The sequence below is a fragment of the Xanthomonas sp. NCPPB 1826 genome (genome assembly GCF_056725285.1).
This window is the reverse complement of record NZ_CM161521.1, coordinates 264,284-289,979: the sequence shown is the minus strand read 5'-3', so window position 1 is coordinate 289,979 and position 25,696 is coordinate 264,284. Positions and strand designations below refer to the sequence as shown.

General features: G+C 67.6%; 25 protein-coding genes. 8 read left to right on the top strand and 17 right to left on the bottom strand.

Annotated features, from left to right (window positions below; genetic code table 11):
* Window positions 1-269: 269 nt before the first annotated feature.
* Window positions 270-866: an OmpO family porin gene (locus AC1PLA_RS01215; protein WP_016904049.1), complete on the top strand. Its 597-nt coding sequence runs from the start codon at window positions 270-272 to the stop codon at window positions 864-866.
* A gap of 271 nt (window positions 867-1,137) precedes the next feature.
* Here AC1PLA_RS01215 and AC1PLA_RS01210 read toward each other — a convergent pair whose 3' ends face one another.
* The 6 genes from AC1PLA_RS01210 to AC1PLA_RS01185 all read right to left on the bottom strand — a co-directional run bounded on the left by AC1PLA_RS01210 (window position 1,138) and on the right by AC1PLA_RS01185 (window position 5,189).
* A complete protein-coding gene (locus AC1PLA_RS01210) occupies window positions 1,138-2,163 on the bottom strand; it encodes an NAD(P)H-dependent glycerol-3-phosphate dehydrogenase (RefSeq protein WP_481105406.1) in 1,026 nt (341 codons plus the stop codon).
* A gap of 15 nt (window positions 2,164-2,178) precedes the next feature.
* The gene (gene secB / locus AC1PLA_RS01205; protein WP_016903394.1) at window positions 2,179-2,694 is read right to left on the bottom strand and encodes a protein-export chaperone SecB; all 516 of its coding nucleotides are present in this window, start codon (window positions 2,692-2,694) and stop codon (window positions 2,179-2,181) included.
* 110 nt (window positions 2,695-2,804) lie between these two features.
* Window positions 2,805-3,242 carry a rhodanese-like domain-containing protein gene (locus tag AC1PLA_RS01200; protein WP_016903395.1) on the bottom strand — a complete coding sequence of 146 codons (438 nt, stop codon included), beginning with the start codon at window positions 3,240-3,242 and terminating at the stop codon, window positions 2,805-2,807.
* Between the two features lie 76 nt (window positions 3,243-3,318).
* Window positions 3,319-3,741, bottom strand: a complete 423-nt coding sequence (locus tag AC1PLA_RS01195; RefSeq protein WP_039518349.1) for a hypothetical protein — start codon at window positions 3,739-3,741, stop codon at window positions 3,319-3,321.
* 28 nt (window positions 3,742-3,769) lie between these two features.
* On the bottom strand, window positions 3,770-4,240 hold the full coding sequence (locus AC1PLA_RS01190; RefSeq protein ID WP_026064546.1) for a YiiD C-terminal domain-containing protein: 471 nt from the start codon (window positions 4,238-4,240) through the stop codon (window positions 3,770-3,772).
* A 139-nt stretch (window positions 4,241-4,379) separates the two neighbouring features.
* Entirely contained in the window at window positions 4,380-5,189 is an 810-nt protein-coding gene (locus tag AC1PLA_RS01185; RefSeq protein WP_102253154.1) for a glycosyltransferase family 25 protein, read from the bottom strand.
* 212 nt (window positions 5,190-5,401) lie between these two features.
* On the opposite strand from AC1PLA_RS01185, the gene AC1PLA_RS01180 reads away from it, so the two are divergent.
* The 3 genes from AC1PLA_RS01180 to AC1PLA_RS01170 all read left to right on the top strand — a co-directional run bounded on the left by AC1PLA_RS01180 (window position 5,402) and on the right by AC1PLA_RS01170 (window position 8,521).
* Window positions 5,402-6,178 carry a uroporphyrinogen-III synthase gene (locus tag AC1PLA_RS01180; protein ID WP_481105405.1) on the top strand — a complete coding sequence of 259 codons (777 nt, stop codon included), beginning with the start codon at window positions 5,402-5,404 and terminating at the stop codon, window positions 6,176-6,178.
* Between the two features lie 103 nt (window positions 6,179-6,281).
* Window positions 6,282-7,259: a uroporphyrinogen-III C-methyltransferase gene (locus tag AC1PLA_RS01175; protein WP_047126383.1), complete on the top strand. Its 978-nt coding sequence runs from the start codon at window positions 6,282-6,284 to the stop codon at window positions 7,257-7,259.
* Complete coding sequence (locus AC1PLA_RS01170; RefSeq protein WP_481105404.1) at window positions 7,256-8,521, top strand: heme biosynthesis HemY N-terminal domain-containing protein; 1,266 nt, start codon at window positions 7,256-7,258, stop codon at window positions 8,519-8,521. Before AC1PLA_RS01175 ends, AC1PLA_RS01170 begins: the two co-directional genes overlap by 4 nt.
* Window positions 8,522-8,641: 120 nt before the next feature.
* On the opposite strand, the gene AC1PLA_RS01165 is transcribed toward AC1PLA_RS01170, so the two are convergent.
* Together AC1PLA_RS01165 and AC1PLA_RS01160 are read right to left on the bottom strand one after the other, a co-directional pair.
* Window positions 8,642-9,247 carry a hypothetical protein gene (locus AC1PLA_RS01165; protein WP_260214636.1) on the bottom strand — a complete coding sequence of 202 codons (606 nt, stop codon included), beginning with the start codon at window positions 9,245-9,247 and terminating at the stop codon, window positions 8,642-8,644.
* 121 nt (window positions 9,248-9,368) lie between these two features.
* Entirely contained in the window at window positions 9,369-10,664 is a 1,296-nt protein-coding gene (locus tag AC1PLA_RS01160) for an acetyl-CoA C-acetyltransferase (RefSeq protein ID WP_104554644.1), read from the bottom strand.
* A gap of 88 nt (window positions 10,665-10,752) precedes the next feature.
* On the opposite strand from AC1PLA_RS01160, the gene AC1PLA_RS01155 reads away from it, so the two are divergent.
* Both AC1PLA_RS01155 and AC1PLA_RS01150 read left to right on the top strand, forming a co-directional pair.
* Complete coding sequence (locus AC1PLA_RS01155; RefSeq protein WP_039513967.1) at window positions 10,753-11,637, top strand: hypothetical protein; 885 nt, start codon at window positions 10,753-10,755, stop codon at window positions 11,635-11,637.
* A complete protein-coding gene (locus AC1PLA_RS01150; protein WP_481105403.1) occupies window positions 11,634-12,071 on the top strand; it encodes a VOC family protein in 438 nt (145 codons plus the stop codon). The genes AC1PLA_RS01155 and AC1PLA_RS01150 overlap by 4 nt, the downstream gene beginning before the upstream one ends.
* A 263-nt stretch (window positions 12,072-12,334) precedes the next feature.
* Here the strand turns inward: AC1PLA_RS01150 and AC1PLA_RS01145 are convergent, their stop codons facing one another.
* From AC1PLA_RS01145 to glnA, 7 genes are all read right to left on the bottom strand, one after another.
* Window positions 12,335-12,982 carry a superoxide dismutase family protein gene (locus AC1PLA_RS01145; RefSeq protein WP_065049999.1) on the bottom strand — a complete coding sequence of 216 codons (648 nt, stop codon included), beginning with the start codon at window positions 12,980-12,982 and terminating at the stop codon, window positions 12,335-12,337.
* A 49-nt stretch (window positions 12,983-13,031) separates the two neighbouring features.
* On the bottom strand, window positions 13,032-13,637 hold the full coding sequence (locus AC1PLA_RS01140) for a superoxide dismutase family protein (protein WP_481105402.1): 606 nt from the start codon (window positions 13,635-13,637) through the stop codon (window positions 13,032-13,034).
* A gap of 401 nt (window positions 13,638-14,038) precedes the next feature.
* Window positions 14,039-15,469 carry a nitrogen regulation protein NR(I) gene (gene ntrC, locus AC1PLA_RS01135; RefSeq protein WP_481105401.1) on the bottom strand — a complete coding sequence of 477 codons (1,431 nt, stop codon included), beginning with the start codon at window positions 15,467-15,469 and terminating at the stop codon, window positions 14,039-14,041.
* Window positions 15,462-16,517 carry a two-component system sensor histidine kinase NtrB gene (locus AC1PLA_RS01130; RefSeq protein WP_016903409.1) on the bottom strand — a complete coding sequence of 352 codons (1,056 nt, stop codon included), beginning with the start codon at window positions 16,515-16,517 and terminating at the stop codon, window positions 15,462-15,464. The genes ntrC and AC1PLA_RS01130 overlap by 8 nt, the downstream gene beginning before the upstream one ends.
* 263 nt (window positions 16,518-16,780) lie before the next feature.
* The gene (locus tag AC1PLA_RS01125) at window positions 16,781-18,223 is read right to left on the bottom strand and encodes an ammonium transporter (protein ID WP_024940499.1); all 1,443 of its coding nucleotides are present in this window, start codon (window positions 18,221-18,223) and stop codon (window positions 16,781-16,783) included.
* Between the two features lie 22 nt (window positions 18,224-18,245).
* Window positions 18,246-18,584, bottom strand: a complete 339-nt coding sequence (locus AC1PLA_RS01120) for a P-II family nitrogen regulator (RefSeq protein ID WP_002808480.1) — start codon at window positions 18,582-18,584, stop codon at window positions 18,246-18,248.
* 276 nt (window positions 18,585-18,860) lie between these two features.
* Complete coding sequence (glnA, locus tag AC1PLA_RS01115) at window positions 18,861-20,270, bottom strand: type I glutamate--ammonia ligase (RefSeq protein ID WP_016903411.1); 1,410 nt, start codon at window positions 20,268-20,270, stop codon at window positions 18,861-18,863.
* A gap of 221 nt (window positions 20,271-20,491) precedes the next feature.
* Here glnA and AC1PLA_RS01110 point away from each other — a divergent pair, with 221 nt between their 5' ends.
* Both AC1PLA_RS01110 and AC1PLA_RS01105 read left to right on the top strand, forming a co-directional pair.
* Entirely contained in the window at window positions 20,492-21,286 is a 795-nt protein-coding gene (locus tag AC1PLA_RS01110; RefSeq protein WP_016903412.1) for an undecaprenyl-diphosphate phosphatase, read from the top strand.
* Window positions 21,287-21,422: 136 nt separating this feature from the next.
* Window positions 21,423-22,235, top strand: coding sequence for an META domain-containing protein (locus tag AC1PLA_RS01105; RefSeq protein ID WP_481105400.1), 813 nt, complete (start codon window positions 21,423-21,425; stop codon window positions 22,233-22,235).
* A 107-nt stretch (window positions 22,236-22,342) separates the two neighbouring features.
* Here AC1PLA_RS01105 and AC1PLA_RS01100 read toward each other — a convergent pair whose 3' ends face one another.
* Both AC1PLA_RS01100 and AC1PLA_RS01095 read right to left on the bottom strand, forming a co-directional pair.
* On the bottom strand, window positions 22,343-22,954 hold the full coding sequence (locus AC1PLA_RS01100; protein WP_047124530.1) for a YbhB/YbcL family Raf kinase inhibitor-like protein: 612 nt from the start codon (window positions 22,952-22,954) through the stop codon (window positions 22,343-22,345).
* Window positions 22,955-23,608: 654 nt separating this feature from the next.
* Window positions 23,609-25,681, bottom strand: a complete 2,073-nt coding sequence (locus AC1PLA_RS01095; RefSeq protein WP_481105399.1) for a tetratricopeptide repeat protein — start codon at window positions 25,679-25,681, stop codon at window positions 23,609-23,611.
* Between the last annotated feature and the right edge of the window lie 15 nt (window positions 25,682-25,696).

The following is a 25,696-nucleotide window of genomic DNA, read 5'->3' as shown; positions in this document are numbered from 1 at the left end:
GAAGCGGTAGAAATCACTGAAAAACAGCCCCTTCTATACATGCGCGTCACATCGACGCGATGTAACCGCCAATGCATCACGCTTTGCGCGTGCGCTACGCGCATTGCAATTTGATGACAAGGAAGCGGAGCTGAACTGGGCGCGATGATTCATGGACCAGTCAGTCCAAAATTCATGTCGCGTTCCATCGAATAACGGAGAATTTACATCTCGGCAGCGAACGGCATCCGCCTCAGCGCCGGCCCAAACCATAAGTACAGGTATCGATCATGAAGAATTCCCTGCTGGCCCTCGGCCTTCTCGCAGCCCTGCCGTTTGCGGCCTCCGCTGCTGAAAACCTCTCCTACAACTTCGTCGAAGGTGACTACGTGCGCACCCCGACCGAAGGCCGCGACGCTGATGGTTGGGGCGTGAAGGCGTCCTACGCCGTCGCTCCGAACTTCCACGTGTTCGGTGATTACAGCAAGCAGAACGCTGACGACAACGACAACGTGTTCGAAAGCTCCAACTCCGACTTCCAGCAGTGGGGCGTCGGCGTGGGTTACAACCAGGAAATCGCCACCAGCACCGACTTCGTTGCTCGCGTTGCCTACCGCAAGCTGGACCTGGACACCCCGAACATCAGCTTCGACGGTTACAGCGTTGAAGCCGGCCTGCGTAACGCCTTCGGCGAGCACTTCGAAGTCTACGCCCTGGCTGGCTACGAAGACTTCTCCAAGAAGCGCGGCATCGACATCGGCGACAACTTCTACGGCCGCCTCGGCGCCCAGGTCAAGTTGAACCAGAACTGGGGCATCAACGGCGACATCCGTATGGATGGCGACGGCAACAAGGAATGGTCGGTCGGCCCGCGCTTCAGCTGGTAAGCCGCACGTTGACTGCAACGCGACTCTCTCTCCCGCGTTGCATTGGAAGCCCGGTCCCCCGACCGGGCTTCTTTCTTTTGGACGATTGCCTGGCGATGCGCAAGTTGCGCTCTAGCGACATGTGCGCAATGCGGCTGCTGTAGAAGCACGATCCAGCGCGCTCAAGCGGCTACAGCTTGCCGCCAACCTTTGCGATCGACACCAACAAAAAGCCCGGCAATGCCGGGCTTTTTGTTGTTTCTGCGCAGCGCGCCAACGCGCGATGCCACGATCAGGTGAACAAGGTCTGCGGGTACTCGGGCTTGCGCTCGCGTGCCAGCAATTCCTTCAGACCTGCTTCCGGGGTGATCTCGCCATGCAATACCGCACGCACGGCGTTGGAGATCGGCAGCTCGATGCCGTGATGCTCGGCCTGACGCATGACTTCGTCGGCGGTCTGCACCGATTCCACCACCTGGCCGATCTCGCGGATCGCATCGTTCAGGCTCTGTCCGCGTCCCAGGGCCAACCCCAGCCGTCGGTTGCGCGACAGGTCACCGGTGCAGGTCAGCACCAGATCGCCCAGACCCGCCAGGCCCATCAAGGTCTCCGGCCGCGCACCGATTGCCGCCGCCAGGCGCAGCATCTCGTTCAAGCCGCGCGTGATCAGGCCGGCACGGGCGTTGAGGCCCAGCTGCATGCCATCGGCCACCCCGGTGGCCACCGCCAGCACGTTCTTCATTGCGCCACCGAGCTCGGCGCCCACCATGTCATCGCCGGTGTAGGCGCGGAAGGTCGGGCCATGCATCGCATCGGCCACGACCTGCGCAAACGCCGCATCGTCGCCGTGCACGGTGATGGCGGTCGGCAGGCCGAGCGTGACTTCCTTGGCGAAGGACGGCCCAGTCACCACGGCCAGCGGAACGCCGGGACCGAGGATGTCGCGCGCCACTTCGTGCAGGAACCGCCCGGAACCGGGCTCGAAGCCCTTGGTCGCCCACGCAACGCCGGCACCGGCCGGACGCAACGGTGCGATCAACCGGATCGTCTCGGTGAATGCGTGCGAGGGCACCACGACCAGGATCCAGCCGGCATCGGCAATGGCCAGTTGCAGGTCGGTGGTCGCGCGCAGGCTCTCGGGCAGTGCAATCCCCGGCAGATAACGCGCGTTTTCGTGGGTGCGGTCGATGGCATCCACCATCGCCGCATCGCGTCCCCAGAGCACGGTCGGGTGACCGTGCCTGGCGAGCAGCGCGGCCAGGGCCGTGCCCCAGGAGCCGGCGCCGAGAACCGCGATCTTCTGCGTCGAATCGCTCATCGGCGCACGCAAGGCTTAGGCGTTGCCAGCCGGCTCGGAATCGGCCAGCGAGGTGCCTTCGCCCTGCGAACGCTGGCGCAGGGTTTCTGCATACAGCGCTTCAAAGTTGATCGGCTGCAGGTAGAACGGCGGGAAGCCGCCGGCCTGGATCAGGTCGCTGACCAGGGTACGCACATACGGGAACAGGATGTTCGGGCACTGGGTGCCGAGCAGCACGTCGATCGCCTGCGGCTCCAGGCCGACCAGGCCGAACACGCCGGCCTGCTGCACTTCGGCCACGTAGGCGGTCTTGCCACCGGCGGTGCAGGTCAGGGTCACGGCCAGCACCACTTCGAAGGCGTTGTCGTTGAGGCGCTGCACCTTCTGGTTGAGGTTCAGCTGCAGCTCGGGCTGGTTGGCGTCATTGAAGACGGACGGCGCGTTCGGCGATTCGAAGGAAACGTCCTTGACGTAAATCTTCTCGATGGTGAAAGCGGGGCCAGCAGCGGCGTCGGCCGGCGCAACCGCGCCGTTGATGATTTCGTCGGACATTCCTAACTCCAGAAACGGTTCGGTGGATGCAGCGTTGAATGATGCAGACGTGAAAGTGCGAGTCTCTCACGCCAGCAATGGGGACTTGCCCGGCGCCTCACAAGGTGCGGTCAGGCGCGGCCCTTGACCAGCGGCAGCTCGGCCATCTGCCAGGCGGCCACGCCGCCATCGAGCCAATAGACCTGCTCGAAACCGGCTTTCTTCAGCGTCTTGGCCGCGCCTGCGGAGGCATTGCCGTTGCGGCACACCACCACCACGGGCGAGGACTTGGCGTTGGCGAGCAGCTTGCCGGCCGGGTCGAACTTGGCCAGCGCCACGTTGCGGCTGCCGGCGATGTGGCCTTTTTCGAAATCGGCGGTCGGCGACAGGTCGATCACCAGCGCGTTCTCGCTGTTGATCAAACGGGTCAGCTCGGCCGGCTTGAGTGCGCGATACCCACGGAACAGGCGCGCGACCTCGGTGACGATCAGGGCGATGGTCAGGCCCACCAGGGCCAGTGACAACATGGGGTTGCGGCCGACAAAGGCCTGCAGCTCTTCGAAATTCACGGGGTCAGGGTCAGTCAAGCGGGCGGGAATTGTCGCACAGCTGGCGCGCGCGACGGCCAGGCACCGGTGGCACGGGCTACTGGCCCTGCCACAGATCGGGCAGGCCGCTGGCCAGCCACCAGCGTTTGCGCTCGGCATCCCAGCGCCACAGCTCGATGCTGCGCACCAGCCGCTCGGCCTGGGTATTGCGGTTGATCACCCGCAGCTCGACCTCGCGGCGCAGGTCGCCGTTGCCATCTTCGCCCACCCGCAGCTCGCGGTAGCCGGAGATCTGCACCTGTTCGTAGCGCGAGCGTTCCAGATCGCTGAGCGGATGCGCCTGGGCGTAGGTCGGCTCGACAAAGCCCTGCGCGGCATCGAAATCGCTCCAGCGCACCGCGGCAGTGTAGGCGGCCTGGGTGGTTTCCAGCGCGCGTGCCTGGGCACGGCTGCCGGCAGACGCCACCCCGCTGACCATCGCCAGCCCGAGCAACAGCATTGCCCCGATCACTGCACGCATGCGCATTCCCCCAAGTCCAGCGCGCATCCTACCGTTTTGGAAACGCCACGAAGCGCCCGCTCAGGGTGGCCGCCGCCGCACCGGATCCCAGCGCGATCTGCGCACGCATGCCGATGCGCGCCTTGCCGCGCTGCCGGAAGGTGGCCAGGAACGCCTCCCAGCTGCCGAGTTCGGACGGCTCGGCATTGGCCACTAGGTCCTCGTAGACCGGGGCGACGTAGCGCAGCTGGCTGTCGGCCACGTAGACATCGGCGCTGTGCCCGGCCAGTTGCAGTTGCAGCGTCAGCCAGCCCCAACTGGCCAGCGTCATCAACGAGGCCAGGCTGCCGCCGAACGCGTTGGCCTTGTCGTTGACGTTGGCCTGCAGCGGCGCACGCAAACGCAAGGCGCCGTCATGCAAGCCGTCGACGGCAATGCCCATCGACAGGACCGGCGGCATGGCGATGAACTGTTGCTGCAGCGATTGCAGGGCGGATGCGAGCGTGCACGAAGGAGTCATCGGCGAAGGCTGGAAGACGGCGAAGGGCGGCATCATGCCGCAATGTTCCGCGAGCGTCTTGTGCACTGGAATGACATGCGGTACCGCATGGTGAACGCGTACGGCATCGCGTCGCCGCACGCCTGGTTTCTCGCCCGGCTCAGGGCGCGAACACGACCTTGCGATAGCCCTGCGCCACCCGCAGCAACGCAGTGGCCTTGGCCTTCCAATGCGCGCTGCGCTGCCTCTGCGCGTGCGTCAACGGCGCATCGATGGTGCTGGTGAACACGATCTGCTCCGGAGCGGCGTGGAAGAACTTGTCCTGGATGCAGGCGGCCGGCGCCAGCTGATAGGTGGACAGCTGCTGTGCGACCGGCGATTCGTTCCAGCCGAACAGGAAAATGTCGGCCATGGTGTGCCAGCGTGCGTCGGCCGCCAGCAGCAGGCGCGCCGCATCGCGGCTGAGGATCAACGCCCCGGCGCAGACCGGCCAGCAGTGTTGGTGGGTCGAGGGACGCACCAGGCGCAGCTGCCGGCCACCGACTTCGGCGACCTTGGCATCGAGTTTGATGCGGTTGTAGGACGGCTCCAGCCGCACGATGCTGTTGCCGCCCGGCAGCCACTCGCTGCTGCGCAGCAGCGCCGGCAGCGCATCGGACAGATGCATGTCGTCTTCGAAGATGGCGGTGTAGGCGTCGTCAGAGTCGGCTGCGATGCGCCACGCGGCCTGATGGCTCAGGAAGCACCCGATGTTGGAGGCGGTCCACTTGCGCGGGCCGGTGCTGAAGGCATCCCCGGAGCCTTCCAGCGGCCGCTCGCGTGCGAAGTCGGCAATCTGCGCAGGCGTCAGGGTGGCGCCATCGACCGCGGGAATCCGCTCGAACGGCAGGCCCAGCGCCCGGAACTGCGTCGACATCGCCTGCAGGCGCTCGCCGCTGCGCTGCATGTTGATGAGGTAGGACTTGATCACGGCGCCACTCCAGCTCGATTGTCGTGGCGGATCGTGGGCGGTAGCGGTCATCGGCACAGACCCGGGGACGAGGTTCTGGCCGCAGAAACGCAGGCATCGCGTCGAGCAGGCACGCAAAGGCCAGACAGCGCGCGAGGATCGAATCGCCGCCAGCGCCATCGCAGCGCGCGACACCCACCCCCGATAATGCACGGCTCTCGCATAATCACTGGATGACACCTCCCGCCCCAGCTGCCGACGCCTGGACCCTGATTTCGCTGCGGCCCAGCGGTGAACACGCGCCGCTGCGGCGGGCCGCCGCGCGGCACGGCGGACGGCTGCTGGCGCTGTCGCCGTGGCGGCTGCAGACCAACGACACCCCGCAGGCACGGGCTGCATTGCGGCAGGCCTTGCACGCACCGATCGCGGTGTTCACCAGCCCGGCCGCAGTGCACGCGGCGCATCGCCTGGCGCCGCTGCAGCGGCCGGCGCAGGCGCAGTGGGTGAGCGTGGGAGACGGCACTGCGCGTGCGCTGCAGACCTGCGGCATCGACACGGTGATACGCCCGGAGCGCATGGACAGCGAGGGCCTGCTCGCATTGCCACTGTTCCGGCAATCGCTGCAGGCCGTCGGGCTGATCACCGCCCCGGGCGGGCGCGGCATGCTGGCGCCAGCCCTGGAGCAACGTGGCGCCCGCATCCTGCGCGCCGACGTCTATCAGCGCGTGCCGTTGCGCCTGCGCGCATCGGCAGTGCGTGCGCTGGCGGACGCGCTGCCCGCTAGCGTGCTGGCGCTGAGCAGCGCCGAAGCGCTGACGTTGGTGCTGCAGCAACTGCCCGGACCGCTGATCGACGCCTTACGGCAACGCCCGCTGGTGGCCTCCAGCGAGCGCATGCTGCAAGCCGCACACGCCGCCGGCTTCCAGCATGCGGTGCGCGCTGTGGGTCCCTTGCCCGAGCAATTGGCCGCTGCCGCTGCCGCGATCGTGACACCATCGCGATCTTGCTGAACTTCGAACTCAAGCACGGCTTGCGGCTGTCTGCCGCTGCACGCCATGCTGTGGCAGATGACTGCGGCACCTGCACCCGTCGTGACCGCGCGAGGATGGACGAATGACCGAAATGCCCGCTTCCACGCGACGCTTTCCCCTGGCATGGCTGCTGCTCGTCGTCGCGCTGGCCGCCGTGGGCGTGGCGCTGTTCTTCGGTTGGCGCGCATGGCAGGGCTATCAAAGTGCGCAGCTGCAGGCCGCCGAGGCGCAGCAGCAGCGCTGGGATGGCACGCAGCAGATGCTGGAGACCTTGCGCCGCGACCAACGCCTGGCCAACGAACGCCTGGCGGATGCGGCAGCGACCAACCGCGTGCTGCGCGACGAGATGCTGGGCCTGAGCCAGCGCAGTGCCTTGCTCGAAGAAACCGTGCAAAAGCTTGCCGATCCCAACCGCCACGGTGCGCAGGCGCTGCGGCTGGATGAAGTGGAGCTGCTGCTGCGGCTGGGCCAGCAGCGGCTGAGCATCGCCGGCGACGCCGACGGTGCTCGCCACGCCTACGCGCTGGCCAATGCCGCGCTCAATGGCATCGACGATCCCGGCTATCTCAATCTGCGTCAGGCGCTGGTGCAGGAACGCGATGCATTGGATCGCCTTGGTGCCGGTCCACAGGCGCAGGCCGGCCACACCCTGGACCAGTTGGCCGGCGACCTGCTGCGCCTGCCCGAACAGACCGCTCAAGAGAGCGAAGCAGCGCAGCCGTGGTGGCAGAAAGCACTCACGCCGCTGGTAGACATCCGTCCCAGCCGTGGCGATGCACTGCTGACCGGCGGCGATCGCCACGCCGCGCGCGACGCCTTGCAGATCGAGGTCAGCCTGGCCCGCGCTGCGGCCGAGCGCGGCGATGCCGCCGGCTTTGCGCAATCGCTGCGCCGGGTGGACACCTGGACCACCCGGCTATGGCCGGATTCGCCACAACGTCGCCAGGCACGTACCCGCCTGCGCACGCTGCAACAAGCGCCACTGCGTCCGCGCCTGCCGGAACTGGGCACCACCCTGCTGCAACTGCAGGCCATGCGTGAAGGGAGATCCACCCAATGAAAGTGTTGCGTACCGTCTTGATCCTGTTGGTTGCCGTGGCGCTGGGCGTGCTCGGTGCGCAATGGCTGTCGCATCAGACCAGTTACGACCTGGGCAATGTGGTGGTCAGCGTCGGCGGCAACGACTACCGCGCCGCCATGCCGCAGGCGCTGCTGATCCTGGTCATCGCGCTGCTGGTGCTGTGGCTGGTGTGGACGCTGGTCAGCCTGCCGTTCCGGGTCTGGGGCAAGTACCGCCGCAGGAAGGGCCGCGCCCGCCTGATCGAAGGCCTGCGCGCAGCCGATCACGGCCAGTGGCAGCGTGCCGAGCGCCTGTTGGTCAACGCCAGCGAAGATGCGGAGGTCAGCGGCATCGCCCTGGCCAGCGCAGTGCGGGTTGCCGATGCACGCGGCGATGAGGTGGCGGCCAACGCGCTGGCCCAGCAATTGGCCGAGTGCGACCCCACCGCGCATGCGTTGCTGCAAGGCGAGCGGCATCTGGCGCGGCAACGCCCAGTCGAGGCGATCAACGCGCTCGATCATGCCAACGCGCAACCGCTGCCGGCGCGCGGCCTGCTGCTGCGCACCCATGCCCTGGCGCAGATCGGTCGCGCCGACGAGGCCTACGGCCAGCTGGGCGCATTGCGTCAGCAGTCGGTGCTGGCACCGGAGGCCTACAGCGCACTGGAAGCCACGCTGGCCGAGCAGACGCTGTTGCAGGCCGGCGATGCCAATGCCCTGGCCGAACGCTGGGAAGCGCTGCCCAAACCGCTGCGTACCTATCCCGCGGTGGTGGGTGCCTATGCACAGCGCGCGGCAGTGCTGCACTGGGACGATGCGGCGGTGCATAGCCTGGAGCAAGCGCTGGATACGCAGTGGGACGAATCGCTGGTGCGCCTGTATGGCGTGCTGCCGCTGGAAAAATACGATTCGCGCCGCGCCAGTGCGCAGCGTTGGCTGACCCAGTACCCGGACAGCCCGGGCCTGTTGCTGACCCTGGCACGTCTGGCACGCCACCAGCAGCAGTGGTCGCAGGCCGAGGAGTTCCTGCATCGCGCAGTGGCCAATGGCGCGGGCAGCGAGGCCTGGGAAGAACTCGGCCACGGCTTTGCCGCCGCCGGGGATCTGCTGTCGGCGCAGCATTGCTATGCCAACGCCCTGCGCGCCGCACGCGGCGAGCCGGTGCACGAGGGCTTGCCGCAGCAGTCGCTGCGCGGGCCGATCGTATCGGCGTATGCAACGCCGCCGGCCGATCCGCTCGCACCGGACGATCGCTTGCTCTGATCTGAGGTCTGATCGCCGCTGCGGCGATGCGTGGATTCACCAGGAGCCCCGGCATGTCCGGGGCTTTTGTTTTTCTAGATCCGAGCAAAAGCGCTACCGGCAACATTTGCCGGTCTGTCATCACACCTGCAGGGATGGCAACGCATGGACGTTACGAAGGTATCTGCAAACGCAGCGGCGCAGATCACCAATCGCGCGATTCCCGGGGCGGCGCCGGCAATGCCGCAAAAACGCGTCACAGGCACCGAGATAACGAGCCTGCTCGTGATCAACCGATTGCGCCGACAACACGCGCGAACCGCGTCTGCCGATCAACAGCATCACCGCCATCACACCGGCACCGGTCAGCCAGCCGGTCGCGCTACCGATCCACAGCACCCCCACCAGCAACGGCACGATCGACGCCATCGCGATGGCGACACACTGCACGCGGCGGCGCTCATGCCACTCGCACAGGCTCAGCAGGTGCGCACTGCGCTTGCGCAGCACGATGGCCAGGATCAGATACGGCAGCACCCCCATCAATAGGGCCAGATAGATCGCCGGGTGATGCCAATGGAAGATGTAGCGGCGCGGCGAGATGTCCGCCGGCGCATTGCACTTGACGCAACGCGGCGGCAGATCGGCGCCCGGCGTGCACACCAGTACATCGCCCTCGCGCCACACGGCGCCGTGCGTCGGAGGTAGATAAAGCGTAGGGGGCTCGCGTGAATCAACGTTCGACATCCATGCGTCCTTGCAGGTTGGGGATTCGGGATTTGGAATTGGGGATTCGTAAAATCAGGAGTCCGCAGCTGCTTTGCGAATCCTCAATGCCGAATGCCCAATCCCACGCTGCGCAGCAGCGTCAGCGCTCGACGATGGCCACCACGCCCATGCCGCCGGCGGTGCAGATCGAAATCAACGCACGGCCGCCGCCGCGTTCTTCCAGCTGCTTGGCGGCAGTGGCCACCACGCGCGCGCCGGTGGCGGCGAAGGGGTGGCCGGTGGCCAGCGACGAACCCAGCGGGTTGATCTTGTCCGGGTCGATACGCCCGAGCGGCGCTTCCAGCCCCAGGCGATTGCGGCAGTAATCCTCGCTTTCCCAGGCGCGCAGCGTGCACAGCACCTGCGCGGCGAAGGCCTCGTGGATTTCGTAGATGTCGAAGTCCTGCAGGGTCAGGCCCTGACGCGCCAGCATCTGCGGTACCGCGATGGTCGGCGCCATCAACAGGCCTTCGCCATGCACGAAATCCACTGCCGCCACCTGCGCATCGCGCAGATAGGCCATCGGGGTGTGGCCATGCGCCAGCGCCCAGGCTTCGCTGGACAGCAGCACCGCGGCCGCGCCATCGGTGAGCGGGGTGGAATTGGCCGCGGTCAACGTGCCGCGGCCGGAGGTCTTGTCGAAGGCCGGGCGCAGCGTGGCCAGCTTTTCCAGCGAGGTGTCGGCGCGCAGGATGTTGTCGCGCGAGACGCCGCGGAACGGCGCGATCAGGCTGTCGAAGAAGCCGCGCTCATAGGCGGCAGCCAGCTTGTGGTGCGAGGACACCGCCCATTCGTCCTGCGAGTCACGCGAGATGTTCCATTCCTTGGCCATGTCCTCGCAGTGGTCGCCCATGCTCTTGCCGGTGCGCGGCTCGGCCACGCCGGGGAATTCGGGCTTGAGCTCGCTCAGCTTGAAGCCGCGCAGCAGGGCCTTGAGCTTGTCGCCGGTGGCCTTGGCGCGGTTGGCGGCCATCAGCCGCGCGCGCAGCTTCTTGCCGTAGACGATCGGCACTTCCGAGGTGGTGTCCGAGCCGCCGCCGATGCCCGAATCGATCTGGCCCAGCGCGATCTTGTTGGCGATGGTGATCACCGAATCCAGGCTGGTGCCGCAGGCACGCTGCAGGGTGATGCCCGGCGTCAGCGGCGACAACCCGGACGACAGCGCCGCCTCGCGCGCCAGATTCCAGTCCGAGGAGTGCTTGATCACCGCCCCCATCGCCACTTCGCCCAGTTGCTGCCCGTGCAGCCCGAAGCGCTCGACCAGCGCGCCCAGCGTGCGCACCGACATGCCCAGGTTGCCCACGTCCGCGTAAGCGGTGTTCTGACGACAGAACGGAATACGGACGCCGCCCAGAATGGCGACGGGACGGGCTGCGGGCATCGGTTGACCTGGCATGGAGGACTCGGGGACATGGCCTGCACAGGGCCGGCAGGCATAATGGCCGCAGTGTAGCTTCGACCCCGTGATGGGCCAACCGCGAATCATGAGCAAGACCGAACACGGCGTGACCGCCATGGGTGTGATGGCGCTGGAATTGACGGGCGGCACCGCCCCCGAGCGCGGCGCCCTGGCGCCCGAGCAGGCCGGCATGCTGGCCGAACGCATCGGCCGCGACCTGGCGCAGTGGATCCCCGAAGTCCGCGAGCTCGAGCTCAGCGTGGCAATGGCGCACTTCGACCCAGCCGAAGTGCTGCGGCCGGGCTGGCCGCTGCACCGCCGGCTGGACGAGCTGCATGCGCGCGCGCCCGGGCGCGATCAGGGCCCGCGCGTGCTGGCGTTCGGCGCCGATGCGCAGGGCGAGATCCCCCTGCCCTTCCAGGCCGACGCACAGCTGACCGGCGGCGGCCTGCGCGTGCTGCCGTTCCTGCTCTCCGGCGATCCGCAGATTGTGGCGACGGTGGCCGATGCGATGGAAGAAGTGCTACTGGCCCAGGGCATGGCGCAGGCCGATACCGCGCTGCTGGCGCAGGAAAGCTTCGGCGCACGCATCGAACACGCGCGGTATCTCACCGCGAACGATCTGGCGGCGATGATTTCGATGCAGTACGACAACCAGGGCCTGGCCCCGTTGTGGCCGCTGATCGAAGCTGCCCTGCTGGCGCCGCATACCGAAGAGTGGCTGGAACAGCCGCCCGAGCCGGTGCTGCGCTATGTCGATGGCGAAGTGCGCATCGCGCTGTTCGACCCGGCCGGCTGGTGCGATTACTACGCGCACGACCGCGAGAATTGCGAGCGCCTGCGCGGCGTCTATGAACAATTCCTTTCGCGTCAGCGGCAGATGGCCGCAGTGCTGGAAGCGCACGGCCTGCCGGTACTGTACGTGCATGTGGAACCGGGCCAGGATCCGCGCCAGGCACTGGCCGCGTGAGCCAGACGCCGGCGTCCACGGCGCCGGCGTTGCAGGGCGTACTGGAAACCGGCGTGTATGTGGCAGATCTGGAGCGCGCCTGCGCGTTCTATGCCCGCGTACTGGGATTGGCAGCAATGTATCGCGACGCGCGCATGGCCGCGTACGCAATCGCGCCCGGGCAGGTGTTGCTGCTGTTCCTGCAAGGCAGCACCGCCACCACGGTCACGCTGCCGGGCGGCACGATTCCGCCGCACGATGGCAGCGGCCGCGCGCATTACGCGCTGGCCATCGCCAGTGATGCGCTGGCCGGATGGGAGGCACATCTGCAGGCCTGCGACGTGCCCATCGAGGGCCGCACGCAGTGGCCGGGCGGCGGGCACAGCCTCTACTTCCGCGATCCGGATGCGCATCTGCTGGAGCTGGCGACGCCGGGGCTGTGGCCGAATTATTGAGTGCCGATGACGCGGATCTTGCGCAAGCCAACAAGCCAACGACGTTGGTCGCCTGTGCGGTGTACCCGGTGTGCGGTGTATCGACGGTTCGAGATGTACCGACAATTCAACAGGAAGCATGCAGCGCGCGACATGCGGCGTACCAGATGCGCTGCGCGCCCGCGCCATGCATGACCGGATCGCTCCCCCACCGCAGCCCACAAACAACAACGCCGCGGTGATCGATCACCGCGGCGTTTTGCCTGACAGCTGGCCTGTCCTGCTTACTTGGCTGCAGCTGGCGCGTTATCGGTGGTGATCACACCGCAGGCCAGACGGCCGCCGGCGTTGCCGGTGGGCTGGGTTTTGTAGTCGTCCGCATCGGCATGCACGATCACCGCGTGGCCGGCGATATCGAACTGGTCGGCCTTGCCCAGATTGACGTTGCTCGACACCGGGCCATCGATGCTGGCATTGCCCTGCGCATCGGCCTTGATGTTGGGCATGTCGCCGCCGTGGTGCGGGTCGGCACTGACGGCGCCATGGTCCGATTGGGCCGGGTTGAAGTGGCCGCCGGCGCTGCTGCCGTCCGGTGCACTGCAATCGCCCTTTTCGTGGATATGGAAGCCGTGTTCACTGTCGGGCTTGAGGCCACTGAGCTGGCCGGTGACGCGCAGCGCGCCGTCGACGATCTTGAAGCTCACCGTGCCTTTGACGTCGCTGCCCTTGGTCGGCTTGAGCTCGGCGGTGGCGGTGGTGGTGGCTGTCGCTTCGGTGACCATGGACGCGGCGTGCTCGCCGCCATGCGCCGCTTCAGCCGCTGCGCCGGCCTGCGGTGCGGGTGCAGGATCGGCCGGAGCAGGTTCGTCGCGCTTGCACGCGGTCAGCACCAGCGCGGTGGCCAGGAACAACGTCGTTGGAAGAATGCGCATGAGAAAACTCCTGTAGAAAGGCCGCAGCTGCAGCCAGGGGTGCCCCGACTCAGGGCTGCGAAGGGGGTGTGCGCCACTGGGTGACGCGGATGACGCCGCAGGCCAGACGTGCGCCGGCATTGCCGCTGGGTTGGCTGCGATAGTCGTCGGCATCGGCATGCACCACCAGCGACTTGCCGACCACGTCGGTAGGCGCGGCATCGCCCAGGGTGATGCCGGCAACGATCATGTCCAGATGCGCGACACCTTCGGCATCGGCACGCAGGTTGTCCATGTCGCCGGCGTGGTGGGGAGTGTTGCCGGCACGTCCATGCGCCGCACCGGTCGGATTGAAATGCGCACCGGCACTGCTGGCGTCGGCGGCGCTGCAATCGCCGCGTTCGTGCACATGGAAACCGGCCACGCCGCCCGGGCGCAGGCCACCAACCGTGCCGGTGATGCGGATACCTTGCAGCGCGGGGACCAGCACCACCCGACCGCTGACCAGGCTGCCCGACGCCGATGCCAGCGCCGCTTCGGCCTGCTGGACCGGACGCACGGGCACCACGCGCGCCGCCGGGGGCGGTGGTGGCGGAGGCGGTGGCGGTGGCGTGCTGCTGCAGGCGGCAAGCGCCAGCGCGGTGAGGGCAACGATCGTGGACGACCGGTAACGCATCGAGCTGTTCTCCTGATCAGGCTGAAAACCTATGCGGGCGCATGTTCACATGTCATGAAATGCGCCGCTGGCAGCACAGGAGTTTACGGGGTTGGTGTGGATGCTCGGGCTGCTGGAGGTGCGGGTCGATGGGACGCGGGTTGTTGGGATGGTGTGCGAGGCGCCGAGTACACGTGTCGTGAGCTGCTTGGACGATGGCGTCGGCACGTTAGAACTGCGATGGCGTCATCGAGAGCAAGGATGCGGCGGCGTGCCACTCAGTAACGCTTGCCGCGGGCAATGTCGGCAGCCTCAGCTCGATCAAGGCATCGTTGCAATAGATGCGCGTGCAGCAGCGCTTCCATCGGCACAGGGACCCTCACCCCAACCCCTCTCCCATGGGAGAGGGGCTTAGATTCAGATCAGCGGCGTTTGCGGCCCGGGCCGAGTTTGCGGGTGACGGTGTTGCGGCCCAGACCCAGTCGGGCGGCGGCTTCGGCACGGCGGCCCTGGGTGAGTTGCAGGGCGGCTTCGAGCAGGGTCTTGTCCAGGCGTTCGCGGGCTTCGGCGTGCAGCCCCTGGGCATTTTCGCTCAGGCGTTGCGCGGCCCAGCTGGAGAGCATCTCGTCCCATTGCCCGTCGCCGCGGCCGGCACGCTGGCGGCGGCCGCCGCGCGCCAGTGCCGATTTCACGTCGACCACGTCGATGATGTCGGCAGTGGCCAGGGCCGCCAGGCGCCAGCAGACGTTTTCCAGCTCGCGCACGTTGCCGGGCCAATCGTATTGGCGGAGTTGTTCCAGCGCGGCCGAGGACAGCCGCTTGGGCAGCATGTCGAGCTTGCGCCCGGCCATGGCCAGGAAATTCTCGGCCAGCTGCGCGATATCGCCGCGGCGCTCGCGCAGCGGCGGCAATTGCAGGCGTACCACGTCCAGGCGATGCAACAGGTCGGCACGGAAGCGGCCTTGTTCCACCAGCGCCTCCAGGTCCTGGTGGGTGGCGGCGATCACGCGTACATCGACGCGGATCAACTCGCGCCCACCGACACGGAAGAATTCGTTCTCGGCCAGCACGCGCAGCAGGCGGGTCTGCAGCGGCAGCGGCATGTCGCCGATTTCGTCCAGGAACAGCGTGCCGCCGTCGGCCTGTTCGAAGCGGCCGATATGGCGTTTGGTGGCGCCGGTGAAGGCGCCGGTTTCGTGGCCGAACAACTCGCTTTCCAGCAGTTCCGCGGGGATGGCGGCGGTGTTGAGCGCGACGAAGGGCTTGCGCGCGCGCGGCGATTCGTTATGCAGCGCGCGCGCCACCAGTTCCTTGCCGGTGCCGGTCTCGCCGTTGATCAGCACCGACAGCGGTGCCTGCGCCAGCCGGCCGATCGCGCGGAACAGCGCCTGCATCGCCGGGGTGTCGCCGATCAGCGAGGCCGAGCCTTCTGCAAAGGGCGTCCCGATGATCTCCTCGACACCGGCATCGGCATCCGGCAGCGCGCGTGCGGCCAAGGCCACCGCATCGTCCAGATCGAAGGGCTTGGACAGGAACTCGTGCGCGCCGCCGCGGAAGGCGCCGGCGGTACTGGCCACGTCGGTGTAGGCCGACATCACGATCACCGGCAGTTGCGGGTGCCTGGACTTGAGCTTGTCGAGCAGGCTCAGGCCGTCTTCGCCGGGCATGCGCACGTCGGTGAACAGCAGATCCGGGGTGGGCCGCATGGCCAGTGCCTGCAGTGCGGCGGCGGCACTTTCGAAGCCATCCACGGCGTAGCCGGCATCGCGCAAGGCGGTGGACAGCACGAAGCGGACCGAACGGTCGTCGTCGACCACCCAGATGTGGTGGGATGCGGCGGCGGCCTCAGCCATGCAGATGCTCCTTGTCGTGATCGCCGGCCAGCTCGGGCAACAGCAGGGTGAAAACGGTATGTCCCGGCCGCGAGCGGTAGGTCAGCGTGCCGTGGTGCTCGCGCGAGACCTGCTGGGCCAGCGCCAGGCCCAGGCCGCTGCCTTCGGCGCGGCCGCTGACCAGCGGCAGGAACAGGTGCTCGGCCAGTTCCTCCGGCACACCTCCGCCGTCGTCGATGATCTCCAGCCGCAGCGACATCGCATGCACGCGGTCGCGGATGCGCTGGCCGTGCTCGACCCGGGTGCGCAGGGTCACCCGCGTGGCGCCGGCCTGGAACGCATTGCGCACCAGATTCCACACCGCCTGGGTCAGGCGGTCGCCATCGCCGAGGATGTCGGGAATGCTGGGGTCGTAATCGCGCTGCACCTGCACCGACCAGCCGCCCTCGGCCTCGGCCAGGCGCAGCACACGCTCGAGCACGACGTGGATGTTGAGGCGGTCGTGCGGGCGCGCCGGCGTGGGCGAGAGCAGGCGTTCGAGCAAGGTATTGAGGCGTTCGATCTCGGTGCCGATCAGCTCGATCAGCTCGCGCTCGTCCTCGTCGCGCCCGGCCGAGCGCCGCGCCAGCAACTGGGCCGCGCCCTTGAGCCCGGCCAGCGGATTGCGCAGTTCGTGCGCCAGGCCCTTGAGCGCGGCGCTCAGGGCATTGGGCAGCGCATGGGTGGGATCCAGCGCGGGGAATTCGTCGACCGGGTGGGTTTCCAGTAGCCAGCCGCCGTCGTCCAGCCGCGACAGCCAGCCTTCGGCAAAGCGCGGCGCGTCGTTGGGCAGGCCCAATGCCAGCCGATGCAGGCGCAGCACGTCGCGCTCGTCGTTGAGCAGGAAACGGGCCAGCGCATCGCCCTGCACTTCCAGCGCGGCCAGCGGTTGATCGACCAGACGCCGCGCACTGACCCCGAGCCAGCGCGCGAAGGCCGGATTGACGCCCAGCACGCGACCCTCGCGGTCGGCCCAGGCCACCGGTGTGCCCAAGCTGTCCAGCGACGGGAGGATGGACGACATCAGCATTGCACCAATTTAGTGCAAGCACGATCGGCCTGCGCATATGGCGCGCAGAACGAAGCATGCAGGCAAGGAATCGGGGCCGGACGGCAGCAGGTCGCACCGATCCAGCGGACATCCGCGCCGACAGTCACAAGCGTGGGGCTGGTCATGCAGGCACCTCGGCAGTTGGTCCGCGCCCGATGGGGCAACGGGGAAAACGGACCCGGCACGGCTGTTCCGGCCGTGTCGTTGCGCCACCCGCGGAGCGTGGCCGCGGGTGTGCATGCTCAGGACTCGTATGCCGCTTCGCCGTGCGAGGTGATATCCAGGCCCTCGCGCTCGGCTTCTTCGGTGACGCGCAGGCCGAACACCAGCTTGGCGACCAGGAAGCCCACCACCGACACCACGCCGATCCACACCAGGGTGATGCCCACGCCCAGCGCCTGGATGCCGACCTGATGCACGATGTCGTAATCGCCGCCCTTCTGGCCGCCCAGCGAGGCCGCCGAGAACACGCCGGTCAGGATGGCGCCGATGATGCCGCCCAGGCCATGCACGCCGAACACGTCCAGGCTGTCGTCGGCGCCCAGCAGGCGCTTCAGGCCGGTGACGCCCCACACGCACAGCACGCCGGCGGCCAGGCCGATGACGATCGCACCGAACGGACCCACCGTGCCACAGGCCGGGGTGATGCCGACCAGGCCGGCGACCATGCCCGAAGCCACGCCCAGCGCGGACGACTTGCCCTTGATGATCTTCTCGGTCAGCGACCAGCCCAGGATGGCAGCGGCAGTAGCCAGCAAGGTGTTGAGGAAGGCCAGCGCCGCACCGGCATTGGCTTCCAGGTTGGAGCCGGCGTTGAAACCGAACCAGCCCACCCACAGCAGCGAGGCACCGACGAAGGTCAGGGTCACGTTGTGCGGCTTGATCGCCTCGCGGCCCAGGCCGGCGCGCTTGCCGACGAAGTAGGCGCCGACCAGGCCGGCGATACCGGCGTTGATGTGCACCACGGTGCCGCCGGCAAAATCCAGCGCGCCCAGGCCGAACAGGTACCCGCCGGTGGCCCAGACCATGTGCGCCAGCGGCAGGTAGCCGAAGGTGAACCAGATCACCGAGAACAGCAGCACCGCAGCAAACTTGGCACGTTCGGCAAAGGCGCCGACGATCAGCGCACCGGTGATGCCGGCAAAGGTCGCCTGGAACGCCACGAACACGTATTCCGGCAGGCTCACACCCTTGGTGAAGGTGGCTGCCAGCGTCTCGATGGTCACGCCCTTGAGCAGCGCCTTGTCCAGATTGCCGATCCACGGGCCTTCGCCGGAGAACGCCAGGCTGTAGCCGTACACCACCCACAGGATGGTCAGCAGCGAGAACACCACCGCGACCTGGATCAGCACCGACAGCACGTTCTTGGCGCGCACCATGCCGCCGTAGAACAACGCCAGGCCCGGCACCACCATCAGCAGCACCAGCAGCGTGGAGGTCAGCATCCAGGCGACATCGCCCTTCTCCACCACCGGCGCGGCTTCGGCGGCGGCTACCGGTGCGGCGGGCGGCTGCGCCGACGGCAGCGGTTCGGTGGTGACCGGCTCGGTCGGCAGCGGGGTGACCTGCGGGGTGGACTGCGCGTGCGCGCTGCCCATGCCGCCCACCACCAGCGCGCTGAACAGCATCAGCATGCAGACACTGTAGAACCGGGCTTTCCACCCGGCAAAAAGGGCTGTCTTCATAAGAACTCCGGGGGTGGGGGACTCAGAGCGCATCGGCGCCGATCTCGCCGGTGCGGATGCGCACGACTTGCTCGATCGCGGTCACGAAGATCTTGCCGTCGCCGATCTTGCCGGTGCCGGCGGCGTTCTGGATCGCCTCGACCACTGCGTCCAGCCGGTCGTCGGTCACCACCGTCTCGATCTTGATCTTGGGCAGGAAATCGACGACGTACTCGGCGCCGCGGTACAGCTCGGTGTGGCCTTTCTGGCGCCCGAAACCCTTGACCTCGGTCACGGTGATGCCCGACACGCCTGCTGCGGACAGGGCCTCGCGGACCTCGTCGAGCTTGAACGGCCGGATGATGGCGGTGATCAATTTCATGCGCATACCCCGAATGGTGGAAAAGACCGGCCGGCATTGCGCCGCCCGGCGGTGTCATTCACCTGGATGCCAACCCCGGCATCCGCGCGTTCGCGATTACGCAGACCTCGGCCGATGCAGATGCATCCGCCCCGTGGGAGAGGTCAGGCCCGCGCGTCGCGAACTGTGTGCTCTCTCAATACCCCTTCGCTCCCCGGCCGGTGCCGTGGAGCGATCAAACATGTGCGGCGATGGCGGAGGTGGGAGGGGGGGCCTCCGCCATCACCGCGGTGGAACTCAGTTGCCGTAGTACAGCTGGTACTCCAACGGGTGGGTCGCAGCACGGAACTTGGTCACTTCCTGCATCTTCAGCGCGATGTAACCGTCGATGAAGTCGTCGCTCATCACACCGCCGGCCTTGAGGAACTCGCGGTCCTTGTCCAGCGCTTCCAGCGCCTGATCCAGGCTGGAGCAGACCTGCGGGATCAGCTTCTCTTCTTCCGGCGGCAGGTCGTACAGGTCCTTGTCGCTCGGCGCGCCCGGGTCGATCTGGTTCTTGATGCCGTCCAGGCCGGCCATCATCAGCGCGGTGAAGGTCAGGTAGCCGGACTGCAACGGATCGGGGAAGCGCATTTCGATACGGCGCGCCTTCGGGTTGGTGACCCACGGAATGCGGCACGAGGCCGAGCGGTTGCGGGCCGAATAGGCCAGCATCACCGGCGCCTCGAAGCCCGGGACCAGGCGCTTGTAGCTGTTGGTGCCGGAGTTGGAGAAGGCGTTGATCGCACGTGCGTGCTTGAAGATGCCGCCGATGTACCACAGCGCCATCTGCGACAGGCCGCCGTAGCCGTCGCCGGAGAACAGGTTGACGCCGCCCTTGGTCAGCGACTGGTGCACGTGCATGCCCGAGCCGTTGTCGCCCACGATGGGCTTGGGCATGAAGGTCGCGGTCTTTCCGTTGCGGTAGGCGACGTTCTTGATGATGTACTTCATCGTCAGCAGTTCGTCGGCCTTCTGCACCAGCGAGCTGAACTTGGTGCCGATCTCGCACTGGCCGGCGGTGGCCACTTCGTGGTGGTGCACCTCGGTCTCGATGCCGACCTGTTCCAGCGTCTTGATCATTTCCGCGCGCAGGTCGTGCAGCGTGTCGGTCGGCGGGACCGGGAAGTAGCCGCCCTTCACGCCCGGACGGTAGCCGCTGTTGCCGCCGTCGTACTTGGCGCCGGTGTTCCAGGCAGCCTCTTCCGAGCCGACCTGGAAGAAGGTGTGGCCCATGTCGTTGGCAAAGCGCACCGAATCGAAGATGAAGAATTCCGGCTCCGGGCCGAAGAACGCCTGGTCGGCGGTGCCGGAGGACTTCAGGTAGGCCTCGGCACGCTTGGCGATGCCGCGCGGGTCGCGCTCATAGCTCTGCATGGTGGCCGGATCGAGGATGTCGCAGGTCAGCACGATGGTCGGATCGGCGAAGAACGGATCCAGATACGCAGTGCCGGCGTCCGGGAGCAGAACCATGTCCGACTCGTTGATGCCCTTCCAACCCGCGATCGAGCTGCCGTCGAACATCTTGCCTTCTTCGAACAGCGCCGGCTCGATGATGTTGGCCGGGAAGGTGATGTGCTGCTGTACACCACGCATATCGACGAAGCGCAGGTCGACAAACTCGACCTTGTTGTCCTTGATCAGCTTTTCAACATTTTCCACGGACATCGGAAGAAACCTCTGCAGGAGTTAAGTGGCTCGTGAGCGGAACTACAGCAGGGACCATGCCAAGCGCCGGATCTTCACAAGTCCTTGATTTTGCTTGCATCGCTTGAGGCCGCTCACGTCTAGCTAGCACCCTTTAGGTGCTAAGCAATCGCATGGTGCACCGATATGGTGCATGCCGCAATGCACTATCCTGACGCCTCCCCCATCCCCTCTCCAGTCCGATGTCCGATCTGATTTCCGCCCTGCTGTTGGGCATTCTCGAAGGCCTCACCGAATTCCTGCCGATCTCCAGCACCGGCCACCTGCTGATCGCCGAACAATGGCTCGGACGCCGTTCTGACTTCTTCAACATCGTCATCCAGGCTGGCGCAATCCTGGCGATCTGCCTGGCGCTGCGGCAGAAGCTGTGGACCCTGGCCACCGGCCTGGGCCAGCGCGACAACCGCGACTACGTGCTCAAGATCGGCGTGGCCTTCCTGGTTACCGCGGTGGTCGGGCTGATCGTGCGCAAGGCCGGCTGGCAGCTGCCGGAAACCGTGCAGCCGGTGGCCTGGGCGTTGCTGATCGGCGGGCTGTGGATGCTGGTGGCCGAGCACTTTGCCGGCAAGCTGCCCGAGCGCGATGTGGTGACCTGGAAGGTCGCCATCGCGGTCGGTCTGGCGCAGGTCGTCGCCGGCGTGTTCCCCGGCACCTCGCGCTCGGCCTCGGCGATCTTCCTGGCCATGCTGCTGGGCCTGAGCAAGCGCTCGGCGGCGGCGGATTTCGTGTTCATGGTGGGCATCCCGACCATGTTCGCGGCCAGCGGGTATGCCCTGTTGGAGATGTACAAGGAAGGTGGCTTCGGCAGCGAGAACTGGGCCGATGTGGCGGTGGCCTTCGTGGCGGCGACCATCACCGGCTTTGTAGTGGTGAAGTGGCTGCTGGGCTACATCAAGAAGCACCGCTTCACCGTATTTGCGGTCTACCGCATCGTGCTGGGCGCGGCCCTGCTGCTGTGGCTGCCGGCGCTGGCCTGAGACGGCCACGCGGTCGCGTGTCGTGCCGGCTGAGCCGGCGCGGCATGCGAGGCACATGGCCGGGCAGTGACTTGCGTCATTGCCCTGGCCGTGCGGTGGCGGTATCACTGACATATCGATCACCGGGAGCCGCCGCATGCGTGCCGTGTTGTTTGCCCCTGCACTGCTGGCAGCGGGCGTGACGGCCTGCGGGTCGAGCGCGCCGCCGCAGGCGCCCGGATCCAGCGCCGACGCCGCTGCCGCCGAGCCGGCGGCGACCAGCTCGATCGCCGCCGACTACGCGCCACTGCAGGCCGCGTTGCGGGCGCAACACTGGCAGCTGCAGCAGGCCAGCGATGCGCACGGCACCGCCTTGGGTAGCCTGTTCGTCGCCGGCACACCGCCCTTGCAGCTGGATTTCAGCGATCACCGCATCCAGGTCAGCCAGACCTGCAACGCATTGGGCGCCGATTACAGCGTAGCGCAAGCGCATTTGCAGATCGGCCGGGTGGTGTCGAGCAAACGCCTGTGCGCGCAACCGCGGCGGATGGCCCAGGAGCGCGCTGCCAGCGAGTTGCTGTCCGGCCGCTTTGCGGTGGCGCTGAACACCGCGCAGACCTCGCCGCAGCTGACCCTGACCCGCAGCGACGGCACCCGCCTGGTGTTCGGCGGTGTCGCCACGGCCGACACCCGCTACGGTGGACCCGGCCAGACGCTGCTGATCGAAGTGGCGGCCGACACCGTGGCATGCGGGTCCGACCCAGCGCGCCAATGCCTGCAACTGCGCGAGCAGGATGCGGCAGGGCAGCCTGTCACCCAGACCTGGCAAGTCTTCGAGGGCAAGATCGAAGGCTTCGAGCACGAAGCCGGCATCCGCACCCTGCTGCGGGTCACCCGCTACCCGGCGGCCGCGGGCACGGACGGCGCGCCGGTCTACGTGCTCGAGCAGATGATCGAAGCCAACGGTTGACCCGGTGTGGCAGCGATCGTGCGATTGACGCCGCACGCACCAGGTCACCATGCGCCGCAACCGGCCCCGCGCCGACCTGACCGGTGGCGCAGGACCGTTCGTTACCGTCAGCGCAGCGCCGGATTCAACGTGTAGGTGCCGTGCAACGCCGCCTCGGCCAGCACATGGCCTTGGATCGCCGACAGCACATCGGCCGCGGTGAAGGTCTCGGGCAGGCTGAGCTGCGCCACGTCCAGCGCAAACACGCGGAAGAAATAGCGGTGCACACGCAGGTCGTTGAACGGCGGGTACGGGCCGTCGTAGCCCAGATAATTGCCGGCCATGTCGGCATTGCCGGCAAACCATTCGGTATACGAGTTCAGGCCCTGGCGCGCACCGGCCGGGCCGGCCGGCTGCTGCTTGCCCTTGGGCACGAAACCGTCGCTGCAGCTGCCTGCGGCGATCTCATGCACGTCGGCGGGGATATCGGCCATCGCCCAATGCACAAAATCGGTGCGTGGCTGATCGACCGGAATCTGCACATCGTCGCGGCCCACGGTTTCCGGCACGGTCGGCACATCCGGGTCCAGGCACAGCAGCGCGAACGAGCGTGTGCCGCCAGGCACCTCGCTCCAGGCCAGATGCGGGTTGCGGTTGGGCGCAAAGCCCTCGGGCGTTCCGGCGGCAAATTCCACAGCGATGGGCTTGCCGTTTTCGATGCTGTTGCTGGTCAGGCGCATGCAGGAGTCTCCGAGGCAATGAGGCCGACCAGGGTGCCTGGGTCCGCGCCGCAGAGGAAGCCATCGGCATGGAACCCTCTGGTGCGCCCGGCCGGGTTTATCGCGGCCGGTTCACCACGCCAGAGAACGCGGCGGCCGCGTGATCGTGCGTCTGCAGCGTGGACGTGCGGCGTGGGCGTGCCGCGTCGTGCATCGTCCGCGTGCGCTTGGCAGGGAGCGCAAATATTCAGTCAGTGCTGGCGCTGACAAATGTGCATTGACCGTAGGAGCGGCCCTGGCCGCGATGGGGCTTTATCGGTAACGCCTCATCATCGGCGGCGACGCATCGTCGGTAACGCCTCATCGCGGCCAAGGCCGCTCCTACAGGGCGTTGCGAGCCGCGCAGCCAAATGCAGCGGTTGGTGGTGCATGCCGCGTCAACCGCCGGCCGCGCCCACTGGGCAGTGAGCGCCATTCGGTTGCTGACCAATCTGCACCGACTGTAGGAGCGGACCTGGCCGCGACGGGACCTCCCGGTAACGCCGCGTCATCGGTAACGCCTCGTCGCGGCCGGGTCCGCTCCTACCGGGAAGTGCGAGCTGCGCTGCCGATGGCATGCCGCACCGGGCGTCGGCCGCGCCCACCGACAGTGAGCGCAGCCGTGCTGAGCGGCGCTCAGTCCTGCGGGTAGCCGAAGCGCACCGCGATCAGCGTGAGCAGATCGAATTGCGCGCCCAGTACGTTGCGGTAGTTGCGCCAGCGACCCGCGGCCAGGCGGGCCGGGCCGCGCGGTTCGACCAACGGAAAGCGCAGGCCGAACGCCTGCTCCAGCGAGGTGGAGATGCCTTGCGGGTCGCTCTCGATGCCGTCCAGGCGGATGATCCGGTGCGGATACAGATCGCGCTCGTGCAGTACGGCGAGCTGTTCCAGCGCGGTCAGCAGCCAGTCGGCGGCCTGCTGCGGCGATTGCACGGCCAGCGGAGCCGGCGCGCCGGCCGACAGCCAGTCCAGCAGCATGTCGCGCGGGTCGCGCAGCGCAATCGCCAGCCGGCCTTCGGGCAGGTGCGGGCGCAGCGCGGTCAGCAAGGTGTTGTCCCACCACAGCAGCCAGTCGATGACGTTGCCGTCGTCGATGCCGCGCCGCGGCAGCTGCGCCTTCCAGCCCTCCACCAGCGCCATCGGTGCCAGCTCGCCCGACGCCAGCTGCTCGACGGTGCGGTAGCTCTGCAGCGCATCGGACGGCGGCGTGCTGCCATAACGGTCGTCGCGCACCAGCGGGGTGGCCGCGCCCATCACCGCGACCAGGCGTTCGACATGCGAGCCGGGCGTGCCCCATACGAACAGCGGCCGTGCCGTCACGCTCTCGGGAATGGTCCCCAGCTCCGGCCACTGCATCGGCTGCTTGGCGGCCAGCGGCGGCAACGGCAGACGGTGCTGGGCCTGTTCGCGCTGGAACTGCATCCAGGTCGCCACGGCCGCCTCGGGCTGGCCGGCGCGGTCCTGCACATTGCCCAGCCACGGCCGCAGCACGGTCTGCTGGGGCTCGGGCAGCGAGTCGATCAGCGATTGCACGCAGGCGATCGCCGCCGGCGGGTCGCGCTCCAGCAGCGCCTCGACGATGCGCTGCTCGCCGCTGATGCGGCCCGGCTCCACCGCCACGATCTGGCGCGCCACCATCTCCGCCTGTTCGGCATGGCCCTGCATGTCGTGCACGCGCATCAGCGCTTCCAGTGCCGGCAGATGCTCGGGCATGGCCAGCAGCCAGCGCTCGATCACCGCCTGCGCCTGCGGCCCGCCGACCGGCTCCACCGCCAGCCGCGCCAGCCACAGGTCGTGCGCATTGGCCGAGGTGGCCAGCGCCGCGTCCAGGGTGTCGCGCGCATCGTCCACCGCGCCCAGCCGCTCCCAGGCGGTCAGCAAGGCATGCAAGGTGCGGCGGTCGGCCGGCCAGTGGGCCAGCGCCAGGCGCAGATGCGCGGCGGCCTGGTCGGGGCGGCCGGCCTTCAATTCCATCTCGCCGGCGAGGCGGCGCATGGCCGGGAGATCGCCGCCGGGCTGGGCGAACACACCCTGCATCGCGGCCAGCGCATCGTCCAGGCGGCCCTGGCGCTGGGCCAGTTGGGCAATGAAGGCACGCAGCGCGGTGCCGGGCGGATTGAGCTCGACCACGCGCTCGAAGGCGCGCTCGGCAAACGCAAAATGCTCCTTCTGCAAATACGCAAAGCCCAGCGCGAACATCACCCGCGGGTCGTCAGGCAGTTGCTCGGCGGCGCGGGTCAGCAGCGACAGCGCGCGGTCGCCCTGGCCGCGGCGCAACTCCACCACGCCATCGACAGCCAGCAGCTGCGGGTGCTCGGGCGCCAGACGCGCGGCGGTGCGGCTCAGCCGCTGCGCCTCGTCCAGATCGCCGCGCGCCACCGCCAGATGCGCCTGCATCACGTAGGCGTTGAACTGGTTGGGGTCGAGCGCGGTGGTGCGCGACAGCGCATCGTCCGCGGCGGACAGCTCGCGCATCGCCAGCAGCAGGCCGGCGCGCAGCAGATGCAGGTCGGCATCTTCCGGCGTCAGCGTCAGCGCGGTTTCGATGCTGGCCAGCGCCAGTGCCGGTTGACCCTGCTGCTGCAGGGCCAGGCCCAGCCAGCGATGCGTGGCGGCGTTTTCGGGCGCGCTGAGCACCCACTCGCGGGCCAGCGCCACCGCATCGTCGGCCGCATTGCGGCGCAGGGCTTGGAGAATGGCGTCTTGCATGGCGGAGGGCGTGTC